The following is a 21,350-nucleotide window of genomic DNA, read 5'->3' on the forward strand; positions in this document are numbered from 1 at the left end:
CGCCGTAGATTTGATTTGTCAACTTAGATTTGTCAAATTTTAAAATTTGACAAATCTTGTATTTATATCATGCAAAAAATTGTCCTTACCATTTGCTCTATTAATTATTTAGCACAAGCTAAATCATTGGGCGATTCTCTTCTACAGCATAATCCGGACTATACCTTTTTAATTGGTTTAGTGGATCGTTTGGACCAATCCAGCATTGATAAATCCCAATTGCCTGCCTATCCTTTGATTGAATTACATAGCATTGGAATCGAGGATCTAGACGAGCTTTGTGAGAAGTACAATATCACGGAGTTAAACACCGCTGTGAAACCTTTTTTCATGGAATATGTGTACAATACCTATCCTGAAGCAGAGATTTTACATTATTTTGATCCAGATATTTTGGTTTTTCAAGCGCTTACAGAGATTGAAACGCCCCTTAAAAACCATAGTCTTGTTCTTACTCCCCACATTGTAAGTCCGTATCCAGACACCTCTCGTCCACAAGAAACGGATTTGTTGAATACCGGTATTTTTAACTTAGGATTCCTGGGTACGAAACGTAGTCCTAATACGCTAGCCTTTTTACATTGGTGGAAAGAACGCCTCCGCGATCAATGCTACATCGATTTAGCCAATGGTATGTTTGTCGATCAATTGTGGGTGAATTTTGCTCCCGTTTATTTTGATGATGTGTACATTAGTCGGCATCTGGGTCTAAACATGGCCTATTGGAATCTACACGAAAGAACCTTGACAGGAGAAAATATTCCATATTCTGTCAATGATGCAGTACCCCTCATCTTTTTCCATTTCTCTGGTTATCATCCAGAAAACCCTACGGAAATATCCAAATACCAAAATCGCTATACCTTTCAGGAAAAGCCCGATGTGGCAACAATTTTCGACCAATACGCGCAGATTTTGATTAAAAATGGACATGAGATGTACAAGAAATTTCCTTGTTTTTACATCAAAGCTCCTGCTCCAAAACCTAGGAAACGATTTTTACGCGTTAGAAAGTACCTAAGCCTCCCTTTCCAAAAGGTCATTAACTTCATTGATAAGGTTCAGATTTAAAAAGCTATTGCCTTAATCATTTGATAGCAATTCCCTAACAATTAGGTAATATTTCTGTGTGTTCTTTGTGCTGCAATAGGCTAAAAGAATCATACATGTTAGTTTTTCTCTACCTGTTTTTCATTACCTTCTCAGAGCCCCAAACTATTCATGGGCATATCAAGGATCAGAGCGGAAACCCACTTGCTGGAGTTAGGATTGATATGAATCACTGCAAGACCTTCAGTGATAACAATGGAGATTTTACCATCAAATCCGCAACAGAAAATTGCCAAATTAGATTTTCAGCTATTGGATATACTACAAACATCCAATCTGTGAAAGCACTTCAACATGAATTGAACGTTTTCTTGAAAGAGCAAAGCCCGGAAATAAGCCAGCAACCTTAATTACAAGATGGCAAATTCCACTCGGCGATTCATTTGTCGGCCTTCTTCGGTTGAATTATCAGCCTTAGGCTTCGTTTTACCATAGCCCTTGGTTCTTATTCGGTCTGACTTGACTCCTAGGTTGATTAAGTAATTTTTAACCGCGTCAGCGCGATCTTGAGATAACTTATTATTCAATTCATCTGAGCCTGTATTGTCTGTATGTCCAGATATTTCAATTTGCAGCGTGGCATTTTCTTGCATCACTTGAACAATACGTTTCAATTCCGGATCTGATTCAGCTGTCAAAGTCGCTTTTCCCGTTTCAAAAAATAAGTTATTGATGGTCATACTTGACCCTTTAGCTATAGGAGCCATCACTAAATCACGCTCATCCAATTCCAAATAACGGCCTCTCAATTTACTTAAGTCAATGTTGATTGAACTTGGCAAAAATCCTTTGGCTTTGGCGGTTATTCCATAGTTAACACCGTAAGGTAATACTAACTTATACAAACCCGTTTTAGGATCAGGCTTGGCTATACCAATGGTTTTACCCGTTTTTAAATCCTCGTAACTGATATTTGTCTCATCGGGAACCTTGCCTGTTTGTGGGTCTAACACTCGGCCAGAAACCAAAACAACGGCTTCCGACTGTTCGCTGGAAACGGATCTAGGGCTTCCTTTGACATCCTGCTGGGCTAATACTGGTTTTTCCTCCGTTTTAGGTTCTACTGACTTAACAGGTGTAGGTACTTCTGATTCCGCTTCTATGGCAATCCGAAAGATGTCTTTTTTCCCTAAAGAACTTTTGGAAGACAAAAAATAGGCAAAATCTCCTTTAGCAGATAAGCTATAATAGGCATCGTATTCTTCCGTATTGATTGGCCCACCTAAATTGATGGGTGTTCGCCAATTGGTCCAACTATTATCCAAGCGCTTCGACATATAAATATCTTGACTTCCTTGACCTCCTGGTCTATCCGAAGAAAAGTAAAGTGTCTTACCATCAGCCGCTAAAAATGGGGTTGTTTCCGAGTGATCCGTATTAATGCTTCTTCCCAAATTCTTGGGCTCAGTCCATTTCCCATCATTCAAAAAACTGACATATAAATCATCTCGATCCGAATTCTTTTTCTCTGAGAAAGCCAACAATAGAGCCTTTCCATCCATGGTTAAATAGGCATATTCATTCTTTCCTCGGCTCAATTTTTCGTAATCGGGAATATCCAATTTTTCAGGAATGGACCAGGAATTCAACGTCTTTTTCGATATGGAAAAACCCCTAGTTTCATAGACTCCTTGCACATAAGCTCCCTTCAATAAGATGGTTTGCCCATCTGGAGAGATCGATAAAATCGTATTGTATTGATCCCGATTTAATACATCAGGCATTCTTTTAGCGGTACTCCACACATCTCCAATGCGTTCACTATACCAAATATCCTGTGAACCTGCTATTGTTTCTGACCCTGAAGTTCCATATTTATTAGATGGGTGATTTTTTCTTCCAAAGTACAAGGTCTTGCCATCTGGTGCCATCACTGGATTCAATTCCGAATAATCGGAATTAATCGCAGAACCCAAATTTTCAGGTAATTTTTGGGCTTGGATGTCTAGCAGACCAAGGAACAACAAGAAAAAAATCACATATTTCATCATTCTTATATGGACATTAAGCGCGGTAAATCCATTTCTTTTCCATCTTCTCTGGCACATAATCCATCATCCAATCTGCCAATTTAGTTGCATCAGATTCCACATGCAAAGCCGTCAAATTACGCTCTTTCAAAAAGCCTTCCTGAATCATATGTTGTAATTGCTGCAACAATAAATCATAATAACCGGCTGTATTAAAAATAGCTATAGGCATTTGGTGCAAGTCCAACTGCTTCCAAGTCAACATTTCAAATAATTCGTCAAAAGTCCCAAAACCTCCTGGCATGGCAATAACCCCGTCAGCCAGCTCGGCCATCAACTGCTTTCTTTCGTGCATGGATTCGGTCACATGGCAGGTCTGAATACCCAAGTGTTTCACTTCCCAAGGCTCCATAAATGAAGGAATAACGCCGATGACTTCTCCTCCTAAGCGCAGGTATTCGTCGGCCATGACACCCATTAAACCAACACTTCCTGCACCGAAAATGATGGAGCAATCATGCTTCTTCAATTCTTGAGCTAAACGTTTAACTTCTTGTTCATATACCGGGTTATTCCCCTTTGATGAACCACAGTAAATCAATATTTTTTTTGACATATTAAGGTATTAAATCCTTTAGGGCTTCTGAAAATCGTACAAATCTAAACGAAAAACCGGCTTCTTTCTGTATGCGATTCGAAGAAACTAAATTTCCGCCTGTTACTAAAAGCGCCATTTCTCCCAACACTAATCGTAAAACAAAAGCAGGAACAGCCGGTAAAAATAAGGGTCTATGCATTGCTCGGGCTAATTGCTTGTTCAAGTCGGATTGACGAAGCGGTTCAGGTGCCACGGCATTATAAACTCCTTTCATGGATTTTTCTTGTAATGCCCATTGGAACATACTTATTAAATCTTGTAAATGAATCCACGACTGCCACTGTTTCCCCGTTCCAATATTGGCCCCAACAAACCAACGAATCGGTTTTTGTAAAACCGGAAAAATACCTCCTCCATTTCCCATGACCAAACCAATTCGGAACTTGACAACTCGAATTCCTAAGCCTTCAATACCTTGCAAACTACTTTCCCAAGCTTGTGTACAAGTCGCTATAAAATCATGGCCAGGTTCAGAATTTTCCTCACATAATTTTTCTCCTGTATCCGCTCCATAATAACCAATACCAGACGCGGAGACAAGGGTTTTCACTTGATGTGAATGCTGTTTCAAGGCCTGATACAATATTTGCGAACTCTGTACCCGAGATTGTATTAACTCTTCCTTTCTAGAATCTGTCCAACGTTTCTCAGCAATTCCCGCCCCGGCTAAATGTATGATGGCATCCACTCCTTCCAAAGCTCGCCCATCCATTTCTCCTTTGTCAGGATTCCAAAGAAAATCACCTCCACGACGGGATAAAATAACTACCTCATGACCACTCTCTTTCAATTGCTTTTGCAATTCTTTCCCGATAAAACCCGTACCCCCAGTGATCAGTATTTTCATGGATTTAGTTTCCTTTCTTGATGGCTTGATAAATTACTTCATTGATCCCTGTCCTAATATTCATATCACTAATCTTACTATTATTTCGGGTTGGATATACCCGATTAGATAAAAAGACATAAACCAAATCATGTGCAGGATCTATCCAAGTATATGTACCCGTAAATCCTGAATGACCAAAACTTTCTGCACTAGCCGAAGCCGCCGCGGAAATCCCAGGTTTCCTGCGGTCAGGTTTATCAAAACCAATTCCCCTACGCGAGTTCTCATCTATCGAGAATGGATAAGATGACCACGTTCTCATGGTTTCTTCCTTGATAAACTGTTGGCCTCCATAATATCCTCTTTGCAAATACATTTGCATCAATTTAGCTAAGTCATTGGCATTCCCAAATAAACCAGCATGACCACTTATTCCATCTAAAAGTGCCGCTCCCTCATCATGCACTTTTCCATGAATTAAGGTCTTTCTAAACAAAGAATCGTATTCCGTAGGCACAATTCTATCCATGGGGAAATGCTTATCTGCCTGGTAAACCAAAGTACTTGCTCCTAAAGGTTTATAAAAAGTGTCCGATAAAAATTCCGTCCACTCTTTGCCTGACATTCGTGGAGAAACTCGCGGTAAATAGTAGTAAGAAAGATCTGAGTATACATATTCTTTCTTTTCTCTTAAAGGTGAGTTTTTAATAGCGGCAAACAATTGGCTAGACAAACTGCTATGTCCCCATAAATTATCTGTAATCTTAATCGGATATTCCTCGGAATATTGATAAGAGATCGTTTTGGGTTTCCAACGAGTAACTTCAGATTTAATGTCCACGCAACTATCCCAAAGCATTTTATACTGCTGCTTAATCAATGCTTTCACACGGTCTTCACCTTGCGTTTTGGTGATAAATTTCTCCACGACTGTGGTTTTCAAATCTTTTTTGGCAAATCGCTCATTGAATTTCTTACTATGAAAAATCATGTCTGTGCTATCTACATATTCTTGCCAAAACGGAATCCAAGCTCTTAATCTAGCCTGATGAGTTAGTACATCTATGTATTTCAAATTCGCTTTATTGGATGCTTTTAAATCAGGAATTAAAGCGCCCATACCTTCTTGAAGTGAAAATTTTCCTTCATCTTCCCATTTCATTAAAGCAGGAATGGAGGTGGATATTTTAGTAATAGAAGCTAAGTCAAAAATATCTGATTTGCGTAATGGAATACTGGATTCATAGGTTTGATTTCCAAAGGCTTTGTGATAAATCACTTTGCCTTCTTTGGCAATTAAAACCACAACACCTGGGGCTCCTTTTATTTGAATGGCTAATTTGGCTAGAGAATCCACTTGCTTATTTAAGTAGGTACTTTGCAGTCCCACTGCCTCAGGCAAAACGTTGTATTGTAAACGCGCTAAAGTTGGTGTAGAAACCCCCATTCCGCGAATATACTTGGCATTTAAAGTCACAGGAAATTTCCCCGAAGCGGCCAAACCACCAAAAATCAATTGAGCCGCCACTTCTTGTTGGGCTATCCCATCTTGATACATGGTTATCAAAGCAGCGGCTTTTTGCAAGGAATCAAACTTGGTTAGGGTAAAAGCATTACCTAGATGCACCACTACAGTCTTAGGGCTTATAAAACGGTCCACCAAGGTTTTGATTGGGGCCTTGATGCTGTAATTATTAGCTGGACGAATGGAAGTTCCATGAATTCCCAAAAGCACGACATCGTATGCATTTAATTTTGTTTGGGTATTAGCTATCGTAGTATCAGCACTCGTCTCATCTACATAAAAATGATCCATTTCCATGTAGTTTTGAGCCATTTTTTGAAACTCCGTCGGGAAAGTACTTCCATAATTGGCCTTACCAATAGCTAAAGTGGCCACTTTCAATTGCTGTAAATTTCGTAAAGGAATCAGATTGTCTGTGTTCTTCAGCACGGTAGCTGTTTTTTCAGCCAATTGTTTATTTAAAACTTCTGAATGAATCGGGTTCAAATCCTCAATCAGGTTTTCAAGGACAATGGGTTGATACTGGTCTAAACCTGCCCAGGCCTTGGCATTCAATATTTTCTTAACCCGAAAGTTCAAATCTTCTTCCGTCAATTCACCAGAAGTAATCGCCTTTTTGATGGCATTAAAAGCAGACGGAACATCCACAAAAGTTTCTAAAATATCATTCCCAGCTAAGATGGCTTTCACATTGGCCGTACCTTCTGGAAACATTTTGGTAGCTCCTTTCATGTCCATGGCATCAGTAAATACCAATCCTTCAAATTTCAATTCATCGCGTAATAAACCTTTGACAATCGGTTTTGAAAGGGTGGATGCCAAGCTTGCTGTGGTATCTAAAGAAGGAATATTTAAATGCCCTACCATGATACCTTGCAAACCTTTTTGAATTAATTCACGATAAGGGAATAATTCTAAACTGTCCAATCTGCTTCTACTGTGGCTTAAGATGGGTAGGTCATAATGAGAATCGGTCCCAGTATCACCATGACCTGGAAAGTGTTTTGCTGAGGTAATTACTCCTCCTTTTTGAAGACCTCGCATATAGGCCAATGCTTTTTGAGTTACTAGATCACGGTCTTCTCCAAATGATCGAAAATTAATGACTGGGTTATTGGGATTATTATTGACATCCACCACAGGTGCATAATTAATATGAACACCCATACGTTTACATTGCTGCGCTATTTGAAAACCCATCTTCTCGATCAAGGCATCATTCCCTTGCATAGCTCCGAGCGTCATTTGATAGGGATAACGAACCGTTGAATCCAAACGCATGTTTAAGCCCCATTCCAAGTCCATACCAATGAAAAGAGGAACTTTGGACATGGCTTGTAATTTATTGACAAGTCTAGCTTGATTAGTAGGATAACCAGCAAAAAACACAAATCCACCCACATGATAGTCTCTCACAATGGAATTCAGGCGGGCAGTATCATAAATAGGCCCTGTATTTCCACGAGGCATTAATACTTGACCAATTTTTTGGTCTAAGCTTAAAGTAGCATAAACGGAATCCACCCATTTCTGTTTGGCATGAGGAAATAAACTGGATTGCGCCAAGCTAGAAGAAGCGATGCTAACTAAAAATAAGAGAAGCAGACTTGCGCAGATGGCTTTGATTTGAAGTTTCATGAAACGGTCGAATTTGAAAATACCAAGCTGTGAAAATACGGCAAAAGCCTGAATCTTTGGGGCTTTGGGATTGATTTTTCGTAGTAATTTTTCTTAAGCCAGAAAGGAATTGTAATTTTGCACACCAAAAAAGATGAACGTATGAGAAAAAAGATTGTTGCAGGAAACTGGAAAATGAATAAAACAGCGGCTGAGGCTGTTGCATTAGCTGCTGAAGTAGCGGCATTAGTAAAATCGGATGTACCATCCAACGTACAGGTGATTATGGCACCTCCATCACTGTTTATTTCTGAAGTAAATAAAGCAACTGAAGGAATTACTAATTTATCTGTATCTGCACAAAATTGCCATGAAAAGGCTTCTGGTGCCTATACAGGCGAAATTTCTGCTCCTATGTTGGCTTCTGCTGGTGTTCCCTATGTTATTTTAGGACATTCAGAGCGCAGACAGTATTTTCAAGAAAGTAATGCTCAATTAGCAGCTAAAGTGGATGCTGCATTAGAAAATAAACTGACTCCCATTTTTTGCTGTGGAGAGAGCCTAGAGTTACGTGAGGGTGGTGAATTTTTAGCGTTTGTAGCTCAACAATTAACAGAAAGTTTGTTTCATTTAAGTGCTGAGGCATTTGGACAAGTAGTGATTGCTTATGAGCCAATTTGGGCTATTGGTACTGGATTAACAGCATCTTCTGCTCAAGCTCAAGAAATGCATGCTTATTTACGTCAACATATTGCTGGTAAATACGGTCAGACGGTAGCAGATGCTTGTTCTATCTTGTATGGAGGAAGTTGTAATGCACAAAATGCGGCAGAATTATTTGCTTGTGCTGATGTAGATGGTGGATTAATCGGTGGTGCTTCATTAAAAGCCGGTGATTTCATTACGATTGCTAAGTCTTTCTAAAAAAATTGATTTTTTCTAAACCTTGCCAGCGTTCCAAACGCTGTCAAGGTTAACGAAATTCTTCTTATTTTCTTATCCAACAAACTGATATATGAAAGTTATCGCCTTTGATGCGGATGATACATTATGGGTCAATGAGCCCTATTTCAGTGAGGCAGAACAACACTTCTGCCAAATGATGGAAGATTTTCTACCCATTCACAGTACTTCACAGGAGCTTTTCAAAACAGAAATGGATAACCTTGATACCTATGGGTATGGTGTTAAAGGGTTTATGTTGTCCATGATTGAAACTGCCACTCGAATTTCTAAAGGAACAATTGGACTGGATGGAATTGAACGTATTTTGGCTATTGGAAAAGAATTAATCCATAAGCCGATTGAAATTTTACCGGGTGTGGAAGAAGTATTAGGTGCTTTATCCCAAAAATATCGTTTAGTCGTGGCAACCAAAGGCGACTTATTGGACCAAGAAAGGAAACTAGCCAAATCTGGATTAGAAAAATACTTCCACCACATTGAAATCATGTCCAACAAAAAGGAACATGATTATTTAAAATTAATCCATCATCTAGATATTCAAACAAACGAATTTCTGATGATTGGTAATTCCTTAAAATCGGATATTTTGCCAGTTTTGGCTATTGGTGGACATGGCATTCATGTACCTTTTCACACGACTTGGGCACATGAACAAGTGTCACATCAGATCATTCATGAAAACTTCCGTGAAGTGAATGAAATGCTTGAAATTTTGAATTTTCTCTAAACCTTGACAGCGTTTGGAACGCTGTCAAGGTTAACGAAAGATTTGATTTTTTCTTGTCCAAGAAACTGATTAAACACCTTCGGCGACAACTTCCTTCACCTGAGGGACCATGCGTGTCATTAAAGCCTCAATACCGGCCTTTAAAGTCATGGTAGATGATGGACAACCCGAGCAAGATCCTTGCAATAATACTTTTACTTGGCCCGACTCCTCATCAAAAGAATAAAAAGAGATAGCCCCGCCGTCTGATTCAACAGCTGGTTTCACATATTGCTCCAATACCTCTTTGATTTTCGCAATCACCTCAGACTCCTCGGCATCAGACTCAGATATAGCACTTTCAGGTAAACTAAAAATCGGGCGCTTCTCTTCAAAATACTTTTTCAAATATTGCTTGATTCCAAAAAGTTCATCCTCCCAAAGCACATGTTCCGCTTTTGTTAAAGTGACAAAATTACTTGTGATGAACACGCGTTTCACAAAATCAAATCCAAATAAAGCCACAGCTAAAGGTGAATTTTTCTCTTTGGTTAATCCATCAGCGGGTTGAATATAATCAAACGACATGCCATCAGGCAATAATTCCACATTGAAAACAAATTTCATGGATTGTGGATTGGGCGTTGACTCGGTGTATATATGTATCTGAGATTGCAGCATAGAATTTTTATTTAACCCAACAAAGGTAGGTGCTTTTTGGTTTCAAACGCACAAAAAAAACCTGATGTAGAAACACCAGGTTCTTTTAATATCAATCAGACAAATTACTCAGCTGCTGGAGCTGCTTTCTTTGCTGGAGCTTTCTTTGCTTTTGGAGCTGCTTCTACAGCGGCTTCCACCACTGCTACCTCAGCTTTTGGAGCTGGAGCTGCTTTCTTCGCTGGAGCTTTAGCAACCGCTGGTTTATCAGCAGCTACTGCACTTGCAGCGATAGGCAATACGTGAACGAAAGAACGGCCTTTAAATCCTTTTTTGAAGGTTACAACACCATCAGATAAAGCAAATAAAGTATGATCTTTTCCTACACCAACATTCAATCCTGGATTGTGAGCTGTTCCTCTTTGACGAACAATAATGTTACCTGCGATAACTGCTTGGCCACCAAATAACTTAACGCCAAGTCGTTTACTATGCGATTCGCGACCGTTTTTGGATGATCCGGCCCCTTTTTTATGTGCCATGTTTTATTATGTTAAACGTATAAAACGTTGATTAAACAATTATTTTAAAGAAATTGACTCGATCAAAACCTTCGTCAAATCTTGACGGTGACCATTCATTTTTTGGTAACTCTTTCTGCGCTTCTTCTTGAAAACCAAGACTTTCTCGCCACGAACGTGAGCTACAATTTTTCCTGTGATTTTAGCTCCCTCTACAGTAGGGGCTCCAACGGTCACATCTCCGTCTTTGTCAACAAGTAAAACCTTGTCGAAAACCAGTGCAGCGCCTTCCTCGCCCGCCAAACGGTGGGTATAAACGGAACGGTCTTTTTCTACTTTAAATTGCTGCCCGGCAATTTCTACGATTGCGTACATTCTTTTATGTATTTAAGTGAAACAATCCCACGAGGCTAGGAATACCTTTCAAAAGCCTTTTAAATGGGGGTGCAAATATAAAAAGTTATTGGCAAACTTGCAAGTAAGCCCTTGATTTAATTGTGATTAATACACAAACTCACCGAATTCACTTCGAATAGTCAACTTCTTGCTTGGAGAAGATTCCACACGACCAATCACTTGAGCTGGTATACCAAAGCTTTGAGAAATCTGAATAATCTGATCGGCAAACTTAGGATTAACATAAATCTCCAACCGGTGTCCCATATTGAACACCTGATACATTTCCTGATAACTTGTTCCACTCTCTTTTTGAATCATCTCAAATAAAGCAGGAACCGGAAATAATTGATCTTTAATGATATGTACTTGATCAACAAAATGCATCACTTTGGTTTGCGCACCACCAGAACAATGGACCATACCATGCAAATGTGGACGCAACTCTTCTAATATCGCTTTAATCACCGGAGCATAAGTTCTGGTAGGAGATAAAATCAATTGCCCTACATTCATAGGTGTACCCGCAACTGCCTCTTCTAACCTTCTGGAACCGGAATAAACCAAATCACGAGGAACTTGAGGATCAAAACTTTCTGGGTATTGACTCGCTAAATAGTGCCCTAATACATCATGACGCGCCGATGTCAGGCCATTACTTCCCATTCCACCATTATAAGTTTTCTCATAATTAGCTTGACCATCAGAGGCCAAACCGATGATGACATCACCTGCTTGAATATGCTCATTAGAAACTACATCGGAGCGTTTTAAACGAGCTACTACCGTGCTATCCACAATGATGGTTCGTACCAAATCCCCCACATCTGCCGTTTCTCCTCCGGTACTGTAAATACCTATCCCATTATCACGAAGCATTTGAAGCACCTCTTCCGTACCTTGAATAATCTCAGCAATTACTTCCCCAGGGATCAAATTTTTATTCCGACCAATCGTGCTGGATAATAACATATGGTCTGTTGCTCCCACACAAATTAAGTCGTCCGTATTCATCACCACCGCATCCTGTGCAATACCTCTCCAAACAGAAATATCTTCTGTTTCTTTCCAGTAGAGGTATGCCAAAGAGGATTTTGTACCTGCTCCATCCGCATGCATGATATTGCAATATGCCTCATCTCCTCCCAACATATCAGGAGAAATTTTGCAAAATGCTTTTGGGAATAATCCTTTATCTAAGGTCGATATGGCCTTATGTACATCGTCTTTTGATGCAGAAACCCCTCTTTGTAAATAACGATCTGAGGACATATAATTACGCTAATTTTAATTGTGCAAACTCTTTAGCAAAATAGGTCAAAATAACCTGAGCTCCTGCTCGCTTAATCGATAATAAACTCTCCAACATAGCCTTTTCTCCATCAATCCAGCCGTTTTGGGCGGCTGCCTTTACCATGGCATATTCTCCTGAAACATTGTAGGCGGCAATCGGTAAATGACTATTTTCTTTCAATAAGGAAATGATATCCAAATAGGCCAAAGCAGGTTTCACCATTAAAAAATCAGCCCCCTCCATTTCATCTAATTCTGCCTCAATCAATGCCTCCCGACGATTCGCAGGATTCATTTGATAGGTTTTTTTATCCCCAAACTTAGGCGCAGATTCCAAGGCATCTCGGAATGGTCCATAAAATGCCGAAGCATATTTAGCCGTATAGGCCATGATGCCCACTTGAGAAAAGCCCGCCTCATCCAAAGCTTGACGCAAATATCCTACTCGACCATCCATCATGTCCGATGGTCCGATCAATTTGCTTCCTGCCTGTGCCTGAGCAATGGCCATTTTGGCCAATACTGGCAAGGTTTCATCATTTAAAATCTGACCATCTTTGACGATTCCATCATGCCCATCCGAACTATATGGATCCATCGCCACATCCGTCAATAAGCTGATTTCAGGGAATCGTTTACTGATTTCATAAATGGATTCCGTGTAAATATTGCCTTTTCTATAACTCTCAGTAGCCATAGAATCCTTTTTAGATTCAGGAATTTGAGGAAACAAAGCAAAGGACTGAATACCCAGTTTGACACAGGATTCAATTTCTGCCAACAATAAATCTAAGGTAAACCGATAAATTCCCGGCATGGAAGAAATCTCCGTTTGGGTATTTTGCCCCTCCATCACAAAAAGCGGAAACATCATATCTTTAACAGATAATCGATTTTCTTCCACCATGGAACGGATTACGGCACTTTGACGATTTCTACGAGGTCTTTGCAACATGATTGATCCAAATTATTTGCAAAGTTACAGAATAAAAATTAACCCCGTTGCTCCAATTTAGCACTCAGCTCGGCTATTTTCTTTTGTAAATCCAGAATTAGTCGCAAGGATTCATCAAATTCCTTACGCATCACAAAACTATAGCCCTCACTTGGATTTACATCATTTGTATTACCAATGGTCAATGCGGGCTTTTCCATTAGGATTTCTCCTAAATCAAATTCCAAAACCTCCGCAATTTGTTTCATTCGAGATAGATTGGGATCTGTTTGACCCCGCTCAATTTTAGAATAAGAAGATGTCGAAATATTTAATTTCATCGCCACGTAATCTTGGCTATATCCTTTATCAGATCTAATTTTTCGAATGCTTTTTGCGAAGTCTTTCATCGCAGTAAAATTCCAAAAGAATTAGAGGATTACTGTGTGCGTAAAATGACATAAAATAAACTTTTATGACATTTACAATCGTTTGACGACAAATTTTGTCATTTATCAGTTACTTGATAAGCCCTTGAAGCCAGTGTTGACAATCTAAGTTAAAATCTTCACTCAATTGATTCAATAATAATCCCTGATCGGAAGACTCCAATTTCAAACCTACAAAATCCAACAACTCGTTCAATGGGCCTTCCAATGGATCATTTCCCTCTACCCACAGATGCCAAAAATTAGTCAAACTAGCTTCATACACTTCTTCCACGACTTGGTATACATCCGCTAAAGCATAACCTTGCTGTTTGATACCAAACCTGTCATTCATGAGAACCATGACATCCCGTATCGATTTACGATGCTCAAATTTCTTACGTATCATCAAATCCATTGCCAAAGCAACAATTGCTCCTTTGTAATAAATAGAAACTCGTTTGCCCGGAATAGCTTTTCCATAGCCGTCCAACCACAAATCAATAGAACTCTCAATCAGCGATTGCTTGGATGCTCCATCCCGCTCAAAATGCAATTTGAGATTCCCCAAAAGTGATGCTAAATATTCTTCCTTTTGATATACCCCAGAAGCCACTAAAAACCAATCTCCTAAATAAGTGGTCACTCCCTCCACAAACCAGGCCGTAGGAAAATAAACTTCTTCCGCATATTGATAGGGCCATAATTCCTTAGGTCGAATGGTCGCGATATTCCACACGTGAAACAATTCATGTGAAGCTAAACCAATTAAATCATCATATAAATCCCGATCTGGTGGGCCCAAAACCATCATAGTAGAACTTCGATGTTCCACGCCATGGTAAAAAGCCTCCTCCTTTATCCAATGCTGAAACCGATATTCACTAACAGGAAAATGTTTCATCCATTCCAACTGGAAAGCCGATATTTTCCGATAGGCTTCCAATAATTTCACTTGAAAAACAGGTGATGGGCCGATACCCTCTGCCCAAAAATGAACATCTCCCAATTCCCAATGATGTTGAAAAATTTCCTCATTTGCCATGAAAGTGGAATCCACCAATTCACGATAAGTAGCAGCTGACCAAAGTCCCGATTTCTTCTCTTTCAAGGAAGTAGATACCTTCCAGTCTTTCGGAATATCAACCTTGACTTCACATGGAATCTCTTCTTGGCCTGATACAAACATCAAACAGGTAATGAAATTCACATATAACATTTCCTGATTCGAAACGCATCCGCCAGCATCCGCTTGTTGGGCATAATAGGCGTATCGCACTTCTACATTTTGACCTTCTTTTCCTTGAAATTCCCAAGCAGAAGTGCCCTTTTTATTGAGCTTGATTTCATCTCCTGTTTCATCAAAAGCTCTTACCTGTGGTATGTTCTTGGAAAAATGCTGAGCCTGATACCTACCTGGTCGCCAAATAGGCAGTTGCAACTTGATATTACCCGAATTAACTACTTGAAATCGAAAAACGATGTTCAAAAAATGCTCCTCCGTTTCTGAAGGAGTTAATTGATAAAATGCTACTTGCTTCATGATGCCATCACTTCTTGTAAAACCTGCCATGAACGAATCTCACCAATGGACTCCATATGCATTTGATAATATTGCAACATAATCGCCACCAATTCCTTGCGCTGTAATTTAGTCATGGAAACCGTTTTCCCATAGCCAGTCCCAATTAATTCTCCTAAAATAGGTGATAGGCTAGCGGTTTTTTCCACTCCAATCCAAGGGCTCATTTGACTAAAAAACTCGACCGAACTGCTTGACCCAAATCCCAAATAGGCACTTAATTCCCATAAAAATTGTATGTGAAAATTTTCCACATGGGCTTCCGCCTTATCCAAAAATTGGAAGGATTCCTCCAAAAAATCAAATAATGGAATGTTCTCTTCCTCTTCTTTCAAAACCTTTCCCAATACCTCACTTAAGAACAGTGCGATACTGGACTTAATGATATCAAAAGGTATTTGCTGATATGGATAATAACATTTGGCCTCAGAAATACGATGCAAGCCTTTGCCTGGTTTATGGTAAACTTCCAAATCCAATAATGTCAAGGGCTGAAAAAGTGCCATTTTATGCTTGGCCTTAGCGGAACGAACGCCATTTTCAATGTAGGAAGCTATACCAAACTCTGCTGTGTATATGGTAATCAGGAGGGAAGTCTCACGATACCGCATGTTGTTAATGACCAAACCCCTCGTTTTCCGCTGCATCGACTAATCAATCTTGTTTTCTTCTTCTAAAGTTAAGCCTACTTCGAATGCAATTTTGTCTAAAATAGCCTCCACCGTATCTTGTTCTTGAAACTGAATAGGTTGACGAAACTCAACTTCTAATTGAGTATTTCGCATTTTTAATAGAAGCCCTTTTTTGTCAAAAGCCCTTCTAAATCCATTAATTCTCACAGGAACTACAATGGGATTGGTACTTTTAATTAAATGGGCTGTTCCTTTGCGAAGAGGGGCAAATGCCCTCGTGGTTCCTTGTGGGAAACTAATCACCCAGCCAAAGCCCAATCCCTTCTTGATTTTTTCTACCGCCTCTAAATCCACTTCTCGCTTTACATTTTCCCCTTTGGCTCGCCAAGATCTGTTCACCAAAATGGCGCCGGCTTGGGCAAAAACTTTAGGCAAAATTCCATCATCCTTCATTGTTTCAGCTGCTGCTACATAAAAAAGATTGGAACGCGGTGCCAGCAAATAAATGGGATAATTAACCGAATTTCTAAATCCCCATTTGACCGAAAAAAAGATATGATACAAACAAATCACATCCATAAAATAGGTCTGGTGATTGGATAAAAATAAAACCCCTCGCTCGGGCAATTCATCCAAATGCTCAGTCCCTTTGATTTTGGTTTTGTTGTACATGACCAATCGACTGTAAGTCAAAAAACCCAGAACCACCATAATGATACGCTTAAACACAATGGGATTACCGAATGGATCTCTTTCTCCAAGACCCAGCGTATCCATAAATTGAAATAAGCGCGTTAATTTTGATGCCATATTAAAATCCTCCTGACTTCGTTTTCGGTTTTGCCGCTGGGGCTGCTTTAGGTGCCGCTTTTGATTTAGGTGCTTGTTTTTTAACCGGAGGTTCTTGCCTGTACAAGGTTAAAAACTTCTTAACAAATACTGCCTTCTCATCACTAGCCGCTTCTACCACGCGAACTTCACCCTCTTTTTTATCTTTCTTTTCATTTTTAACAGCCTCTCTAACGGCAGCTAAAAATTGATTATCCGAGGAATAAACCCCTAACTCTCCGTTAAAATACGCAAAATAATACCAAAGATCTTCGGATAATTCCCAATAACCATAAAACTCTTCTTTACTTGGTTTCTTGATTACCTCCATGTAGCCTTTCAGCGTACTATTCACATCCACAGGCCCGACATTCACTAATGGGATTCCTCCCAAAGAGTAAAAAGCACTCAAATTAGGGGACCAAGCCCATTTCACCGCTGAAAAATTGATGGACTTCGTGAACTCCAAAGAAACCTTATCCAACGCCAAATGGTTTTGATCCATTTTAGATTTTATGGATTCTGGTATCACTTTACCCAAAACCTGTTCCGCTCTCTTTAAATAATCATCCCGCATTTCTGGTTCATCTGCCGAAGCCGTACTCAATCCCTCTTCCAAATTGTGCTTCACTATGCGATCTCCCATGATTTTTAGTATCGTAGGGGCAAAAGGAAACTGTAAACTGGTCCAGGTTTCTAAACGAGGAATCAATGTGTCTGTTGACATAGATATTTTACCAAAGGACGTTAGCAGCTTATTACCTGTAAACAATTGGACTGCCCCTTCTGCTTCCAATCGTCGCTCTTTTACAAATAGCTTCATGTCACTTTGCTTGCCCTTCACTTGATAAAATTCTTTCTCTTCCAAAACCTCTCCTTCGGCACTATACAAAACCGGATCTAGGTCGTCCGATTGTGGCCCCAAAAACGTAGGGTACAATTTATTATCCGCATTAATAAATATTCCCGCCGTAACAGGTCTGCCTGCCTCATCCCGTAAACTTGGATTCAACTTTAAATTAGGGGATTCTCCTCCTTGATTTTCAAATGGAATCCATGCCGCCTTAAAGTTTGAAAGGCCAATAACAGGACGAATAAATCCTTTAAAATTCAAAAATTCCTGATTGGATTTAAAGAAAATTTCTCCTTTAAATTGTTGATGTGCTGATAGGGCCAATGGTACCTTTTCGCTTAAAACAGCTTCTGCTTGTATGAATTTTTCCGCTGCTTTTTTGGCTGTAGCCGGCTCCTCTACAAAGCTAAAATTCCGCATTTTTATCTTGGTACTATCTCCCGATGCACGAGGTAATAAGTAAGTCGCCTCTCCTTTCCATCCATCGGCATTTGCTTCGCTAACTTGCAAATCACTCAAAACATGTCGCTTATTATCTGGGTCCAATAAAGCCCTCGCCCCTACAAATGGCTTAAACTGACCATCCTTCTGAATGGCCAATAATCCTTTAGCTGGGAAAACATAGGCCGGTCCAATACCCACTTGTTTAACCCCTCCCAATTGTAATAACTGAGCTTTCAAATCATAATCTGCCGTACTAGCTCGAATAAGCCCCTTGTCAGAAAAGGCGATTTTCTTTTGTAAAGTAGTAGAATCCTGACTGAACATGGTGGAATCTGCTGACCACTGACTTAGCTCAAAGCCAGATTTTCCTGAGAGCTTAAAACGCTGAGCAGCCAAGTCCCAAGTTGCTTCAGAAATAGTACTTTGATAACCAATGAACGGAAATAACAAGGTACTATTCTCATCTGATAATGCCTTGGATTTCTTAGCACGCATGATCACTTTTTGTGAGCCCATAACTGCCTCCACCGAAATGGATTGCGCATATACAGACGGTTTAAATAAATTCATTTGACGACCAATCTTCACATCACTTAAATCACTTTGCCATGCATTGGAGCTAAACACAAAATTCTGAGAACTAAATACCCCATCACCATAGAAAACTTGACCCTGTCCAAATACCTTTTTTTGATGAAAACCTAAATTACCCGCCAATTGAATCTGGTTATTAAACAAGCTAATTCTATTTTTCTGAGGATAAATCCACAAGCTATCCACGGCGGGATACCAATGTAAATGATGTGCTCCAAAACTGGCTGTTGGAAAAACATTTTTACCCTGATACATACTGACTAATTTTCCTTCAATCCCTTTAGCTACTAATGAATCGGGATAAAAAGTGGTGATTTTGGTGTTGGAACTTAAACCCCAAATACCCAAATTACCCGATGCATGCAGCCCTTCCCGGTCCATAATTAATGCCTCTTGTAAGGTAAACTTGGCTTGACTTTTGTAAATATCTAAAGGGCTTTTGACAGTATACTTAAATCCAAAAGATTGATCAGGCATCAATTCTAATTTGGTTTTTAACACAGGTAATAATCCATCGGAAAAAAAACTTCCATCGAAGGTGATGTCTTTCAACAATAGGCTATCCAATTCAATTCGTGGTACCTTGAAGTAATACTTTTTCCCATACAAACCTTGAGCCCGCCAAGATTCATCAAAATAGGTTGTCACTCCTTTAGGTATAATTAACTTGGGATATGCCGCTACACCTAATCGACCCGATTTATTATTCGGTGGACTTAATTGCAACATACCCGACTCATACTTAAAATGACCGCCTAACTCTCTTGTTCCTAATGAACCATCCTTTAAACGAGGTAAAAAAGTAATGGAATCAATTTTTGGAAAATTGACCGTAAAATCAGCAAAATTGAACTGGAAGTTTGGGCCTCTAAATTGATAATTCCCCACTTTAATCTCTCCCTGAAAATCAAAGTCGCGCCCTTTGGTAAAGACGATTTGTTTATTTTGTGGTACAAAATTAGCCTTCAAAGAATCTGAAACCCGTATTTCATCGATTCCCCGAACTATCAACCTTTGTCTAGAAAGCTCAAGGCTTATATTGGCCGAATCTTTCTCAATCATGTCAGCAAAAGAAGCCACATAAAATCGATCAAAATCCTTTTTTTCAAATTGGACCAGCGCATAATGACGACCCATGTTAGTAAAAGAAATCTGATCCGTATCATCCCGATACAAGATATAACCCGCATCTCGGTACATCATAAACCCTGATTTCAATGAGGCATAATCACGTTTATATTTGATTGCAATATCCCGAAGATAAACCTGGGGACTTTTCGTCTCTATGATTTGATTATATAGAATTCGCAAAGGGTTATAATTTAAAATACCCTGTAAGGCAGTCAATCGGCTTTCTTCAAAATAATCAAAGGATTCTACCCAAGCTGGAACTTGATTTTTTCCAGATAATCGGAAAAAATCTACCTTTTTTGTTTCTGGATTTAAAATAGCTAAATCCGCAGAAATCCGCACTTGATGGTATGTATCTTCAAATAGAAGGCGCTCCATTGGGCCTACATCAATTTTCCGAATATGCAATAGTTCTTGAAGTGGGTACCAATTTGCCCGAATGCTCGGATGCTGTAAAGTATCCCTACTACCAATATAGGCCGCAAATTGACCTTCAGGAATACTTACATTTCCTTCGGCACTGAGCCACATTAATTTCGTTTTTATCTGTCCAACTACCTGTTTGTTAGAGAGCACTTGAAAATAAGCCGATTGGCTCGTAGAAGAAATCAAGCCTCGCTTATTTCCCAAAATCCATAAACGTCCATTAGCTCTCCACGACTTCTCTTGAATGGGGGAAGCCATGACATCAATGGAACGAAATTCAAATGGGAAAATGCTAGAATTTGATTTTCTTTTCAAACTGAGTTTTCCTTTCCCCGCCAAATTCTTTTCCAATTGAATCCAATCGCCATCTAGGCCAACTATTTGCCCCCTTTTAGGCAGGATTTCAAATGATTTAATTTTCCATTTAGCATCAAGATAACCCAGTAATTCTCCAGAAATTTCCGCATCTGTTCCTTTTCCAATTTTATTTACTACGGACCATTCAAAGGTTTTTGGCGAGAAATAAAGGCTATCTCTGCCTGTTTTATAGTTGAGTTCTGGAAACTTCCACAAAAGCACTGGTCCACCTGTTTTTGTCTCAACAAGCCAATTTTTATCCGAAGCATTAGGTGCTTCAACCTCTGATGAACCCGGGGTATCCCAGCCATCGTTGTCAAGAGATTTCTGACCCAAAGAATCTGCTTGTAAGACACCACTAGGCCAAGTAACAAGCAATCTTCCTTTTACACGAATGGACATAGAAGCCAAACCTGGTATCTGCTGGTTATATTGCCAATTTTCCACCGTTTCTGCCAAGCTTAAAGCCGTGCGAAAATCCTTCTTTTCAACTAATTTCTCCCAAACTTGGATAAGGCTTTTTAATGCTTCCGCATCATCACTAAACTGAACCGTACAGCGTATGAATAAGTAGGCTAATTGAGGAGATTTAAAGCCCATGGAGGGCATGGTTTTTACCAGTTTTTCAAACTGATTTTGTTCTGAAGCATTTAAATTAGAATAAGGCCATTTTGTCATCCACAATTCGGCAACAGCTGGCGCTTCTTTATTTCTACTCAACAGCATCCAGTTTTTAACCTCAGTAGAAAAATCTCCTTTGGAATTGGAAAATTTTTGTGCCTGAGTGGATAAACTCACCCCCAACCAAACAAAAACAAAGAAAAGTAGGGTTCGAAACATATTCAGCTAAACCTAGGGATAAGCAAGTAAAAATAAGCAAAATTTTAAGA

At 39.5% G+C, this 21,350-nt stretch carries 17 protein-coding genes and 1 pseudogene; 4 read left to right on the plus strand and 14 right to left on the minus strand.

Annotated elements, in window-relative coordinates; all coding sequences use genetic code 11:
* Positions 1-69 precede the first annotated feature (69 nt).
* Positions 70-1,071: a glycosyl transferase gene (locus tag G9H60_RS08390; RefSeq protein WP_223143609.1), complete on the plus strand. Its 1,002-nt coding sequence runs from the start codon at positions 70-72 to the stop codon at positions 1,069-1,071.
* Positions 1,072-1,166: 95 nt separating this feature from the next.
* A complete protein-coding gene (locus G9H60_RS08395; protein ID WP_223143610.1) occupies positions 1,167-1,460 on the plus strand; it encodes a carboxypeptidase-like regulatory domain-containing protein in 294 nt (97 codons plus the stop codon).
* Here G9H60_RS08395 and G9H60_RS08400 read toward each other — a convergent pair whose 3' ends face one another.
* The 4 genes from G9H60_RS08400 to G9H60_RS08415 are packed head-to-tail and all read right to left on the minus strand — an operon-like array spanning position 1,461 to position 7,730.
* On the minus strand, positions 1,461-3,158 hold the full coding sequence (locus G9H60_RS08400) for an OmpA family protein (RefSeq protein WP_262899997.1): 1,698 nt from the start codon (positions 3,156-3,158) through the stop codon (positions 1,461-1,463).
* Entirely contained in the window at positions 3,115-3,696 is a 582-nt protein-coding gene (locus tag G9H60_RS08405) for an LOG family protein (protein ID WP_223143611.1), read from the minus strand. Before G9H60_RS08405 ends, G9H60_RS08400 begins: the two co-directional genes overlap by 44 nt.
* Before the next feature lies 1 nt (position 3,697).
* Positions 3,698-4,585 (minus strand): TIGR01777 family oxidoreductase, encoded by an 888-nt coding sequence (locus tag G9H60_RS08410; RefSeq protein WP_223143612.1) that lies wholly within the window; start codon positions 4,583-4,585, stop codon positions 3,698-3,700.
* 4 nt (positions 4,586-4,589) lie between these two features.
* Positions 4,590-7,730: a glycoside hydrolase family 3 N-terminal domain-containing protein gene (locus G9H60_RS08415; RefSeq protein WP_223143613.1), complete on the minus strand. Its 3,141-nt coding sequence runs from the start codon at positions 7,728-7,730 to the stop codon at positions 4,590-4,592.
* 141 nt (positions 7,731-7,871) lie between these two features.
* Between G9H60_RS08415 and tpiA the strand changes: the two genes are divergently transcribed.
* Together tpiA and G9H60_RS08425 are read left to right on the plus strand one after the other, a co-directional pair.
* The gene (tpiA, locus tag G9H60_RS08420; protein ID WP_223143614.1) at positions 7,872-8,633 is read left to right on the plus strand and encodes a triose-phosphate isomerase; all 762 of its coding nucleotides are present in this window, start codon (positions 7,872-7,874) and stop codon (positions 8,631-8,633) included.
* Positions 8,634-8,724: 91 nt separating this feature from the next.
* The gene (locus G9H60_RS08425; protein WP_223143615.1) at positions 8,725-9,402 is read left to right on the plus strand and encodes an HAD family hydrolase; all 678 of its coding nucleotides are present in this window, start codon (positions 8,725-8,727) and stop codon (positions 9,400-9,402) included.
* A 69-nt stretch (positions 9,403-9,471) separates the two neighbouring features.
* Here the strand turns inward: G9H60_RS08425 and G9H60_RS08430 are convergent, their stop codons facing one another.
* The 10 genes and pseudogenes from G9H60_RS08430 to G9H60_RS08475 form a co-directional block, all read right to left on the minus strand.
* Entirely contained in the window at positions 9,472-10,062 is a 591-nt protein-coding gene (locus G9H60_RS08430; protein ID WP_223143616.1) for a NifU family protein, read from the minus strand.
* Positions 10,063-10,325: 263 nt separating this feature from the next.
* A pseudogene (gene rpmA / locus G9H60_RS13440) lies at positions 10,326-10,583 on the minus strand (50S ribosomal protein L27); the annotation flags it as partial.
* A gap of 39 nt (positions 10,584-10,622) precedes the next feature.
* The gene (gene rplU / locus G9H60_RS08440) at positions 10,623-10,937 is read right to left on the minus strand and encodes a 50S ribosomal protein L21 (RefSeq protein WP_129027216.1); all 315 of its coding nucleotides are present in this window, start codon (positions 10,935-10,937) and stop codon (positions 10,623-10,625) included.
* 126 nt (positions 10,938-11,063) lie between these two features.
* Positions 11,064-12,230 (minus strand): AIR synthase related protein, encoded by a 1,167-nt coding sequence (locus tag G9H60_RS08445; RefSeq protein WP_223143618.1) that lies wholly within the window; start codon positions 12,228-12,230, stop codon positions 11,064-11,066.
* 4 nt (positions 12,231-12,234) lie between these two features.
* Positions 12,235-13,206, minus strand: a complete 972-nt coding sequence (hemB, locus tag G9H60_RS08450) for a porphobilinogen synthase (protein WP_223143619.1) — start codon at positions 13,204-13,206, stop codon at positions 12,235-12,237.
* Positions 13,207-13,244: 38 nt separating this feature from the next.
* Positions 13,245-13,595, minus strand: coding sequence for a helix-turn-helix domain-containing protein (locus G9H60_RS08455; RefSeq protein ID WP_223143620.1), 351 nt, complete (start codon positions 13,593-13,595; stop codon positions 13,245-13,247).
* A gap of 109 nt (positions 13,596-13,704) precedes the next feature.
* Entirely contained in the window at positions 13,705-15,186 is a 1,482-nt protein-coding gene (locus G9H60_RS08460; RefSeq protein WP_223143621.1) for a M61 family metallopeptidase, read from the minus strand.
* Positions 15,153-15,842, minus strand: a complete 690-nt coding sequence (gene recO, locus G9H60_RS08465; RefSeq protein WP_262899998.1) for a DNA repair protein RecO — start codon at positions 15,840-15,842, stop codon at positions 15,153-15,155. Before recO ends, G9H60_RS08460 begins: the two co-directional genes overlap by 34 nt.
* Before the next feature lie 3 nt (positions 15,843-15,845).
* Positions 15,846-16,637 carry a lysophospholipid acyltransferase family protein gene (locus tag G9H60_RS08470; protein WP_223143623.1) on the minus strand — a complete coding sequence of 264 codons (792 nt, stop codon included), beginning with the start codon at positions 16,635-16,637 and terminating at the stop codon, positions 15,846-15,848.
* Position 16,638: 1 nt separating this feature from the next.
* Positions 16,639-21,300: a hypothetical protein gene (locus G9H60_RS08475; RefSeq protein WP_223143624.1), complete on the minus strand. Its 4,662-nt coding sequence runs from the start codon at positions 21,298-21,300 to the stop codon at positions 16,639-16,641.
* Positions 21,301-21,350 lie beyond the last annotated feature (50 nt).

Origin of the sequence: Aquirufa aurantiipilula, assembly GCF_019923745.1 — a bacterium.
Taxonomy (GTDB): domain Bacteria; phylum Bacteroidota; class Bacteroidia; order Cytophagales; family Spirosomataceae; genus Aquirufa; species Aquirufa aurantiipilula.

Bases quoted from the DNA above. Each gene is read 5' to 3' on its own strand.
- G9H60_RS08390 (WP_223143609.1), top strand. From the start codon at position 70: ATGCAAAAAATTGTCCTTACCATTTGCTCTATTAATTATTTAGCACAA.
- G9H60_RS08395 (WP_223143610.1), top strand. From the start codon at position 1,167: ATGTTAGTTTTTCTCTACCTGTTTTTCATTACCTTCTCAGAGCCCCAA.
- G9H60_RS08400 (WP_262899997.1), bottom strand. From the start codon at position 3,158: ATGTGCCAGAGAAGATGGAAAAGAAATGGATTTACCGCGCTTAATGTC.
- G9H60_RS08405 (WP_223143611.1), bottom strand. From the start codon at position 3,696: ATGTCAAAAAAAATATTGATTTACTGTGGTTCATCAAAGGGGAATAAC.
- G9H60_RS08410 (WP_223143612.1), bottom strand. From the start codon at position 4,585: ATGAAAATACTGATCACTGGGGGTACGGGTTTTATCGGGAAAGAATTG.
- G9H60_RS08415 (WP_223143613.1), bottom strand. From the start codon at position 7,730: ATGAAACTTCAAATCAAAGCCATCTGCGCAAGTCTGCTTCTCTTATTT.
- tpiA (WP_223143614.1), top strand. From the start codon at position 7,872: ATGAGAAAAAAGATTGTTGCAGGAAACTGGAAAATGAATAAAACAGCG.
- G9H60_RS08425 (WP_223143615.1), top strand. From the start codon at position 8,725: ATGAAAGTTATCGCCTTTGATGCGGATGATACATTATGGGTCAATGAG.
- G9H60_RS08430 (WP_223143616.1), bottom strand. From the start codon at position 10,062: ATGCTGCAATCTCAGATACATATATACACCGAGTCAACGCCCAATCCA.
- rplU (WP_129027216.1), bottom strand. From the start codon at position 10,937: ATGTACGCAATCGTAGAAATTGCCGGGCAGCAATTTAAAGTAGAAAAA.
- G9H60_RS08445 (WP_223143618.1), bottom strand. From the start codon at position 12,230: ATGTCCTCAGATCGTTATTTACAAAGAGGGGTTTCTGCATCAAAAGAC.
- hemB (WP_223143619.1), bottom strand. From the start codon at position 13,206: ATGTTGCAAAGACCTCGTAGAAATCGTCAAAGTGCCGTAATCCGTTCC.
- G9H60_RS08455 (WP_223143620.1), bottom strand. From the start codon at position 13,595: ATGAAAGACTTCGCAAAAAGCATTCGAAAAATTAGATCTGATAAAGGA.
- G9H60_RS08460 (WP_223143621.1), bottom strand. From the start codon at position 15,186: ATGGCAGGTTTTACAAGAAGTGATGGCATCATGAAGCAAGTAGCATTT.
- recO (WP_262899998.1), bottom strand. From the start codon at position 15,842: ATGCAGCGGAAAACGAGGGGTTTGGTCATTAACAACATGCGGTATCGT.
- G9H60_RS08470 (WP_223143623.1), bottom strand. From the start codon at position 16,637: ATGGCATCAAAATTAACGCGCTTATTTCAATTTATGGATACGCTGGGT.
- G9H60_RS08475 (WP_223143624.1), bottom strand. From the start codon at position 21,300: ATGTTTCGAACCCTACTTTTCTTTGTTTTTGTTTGGTTGGGGGTGAGT.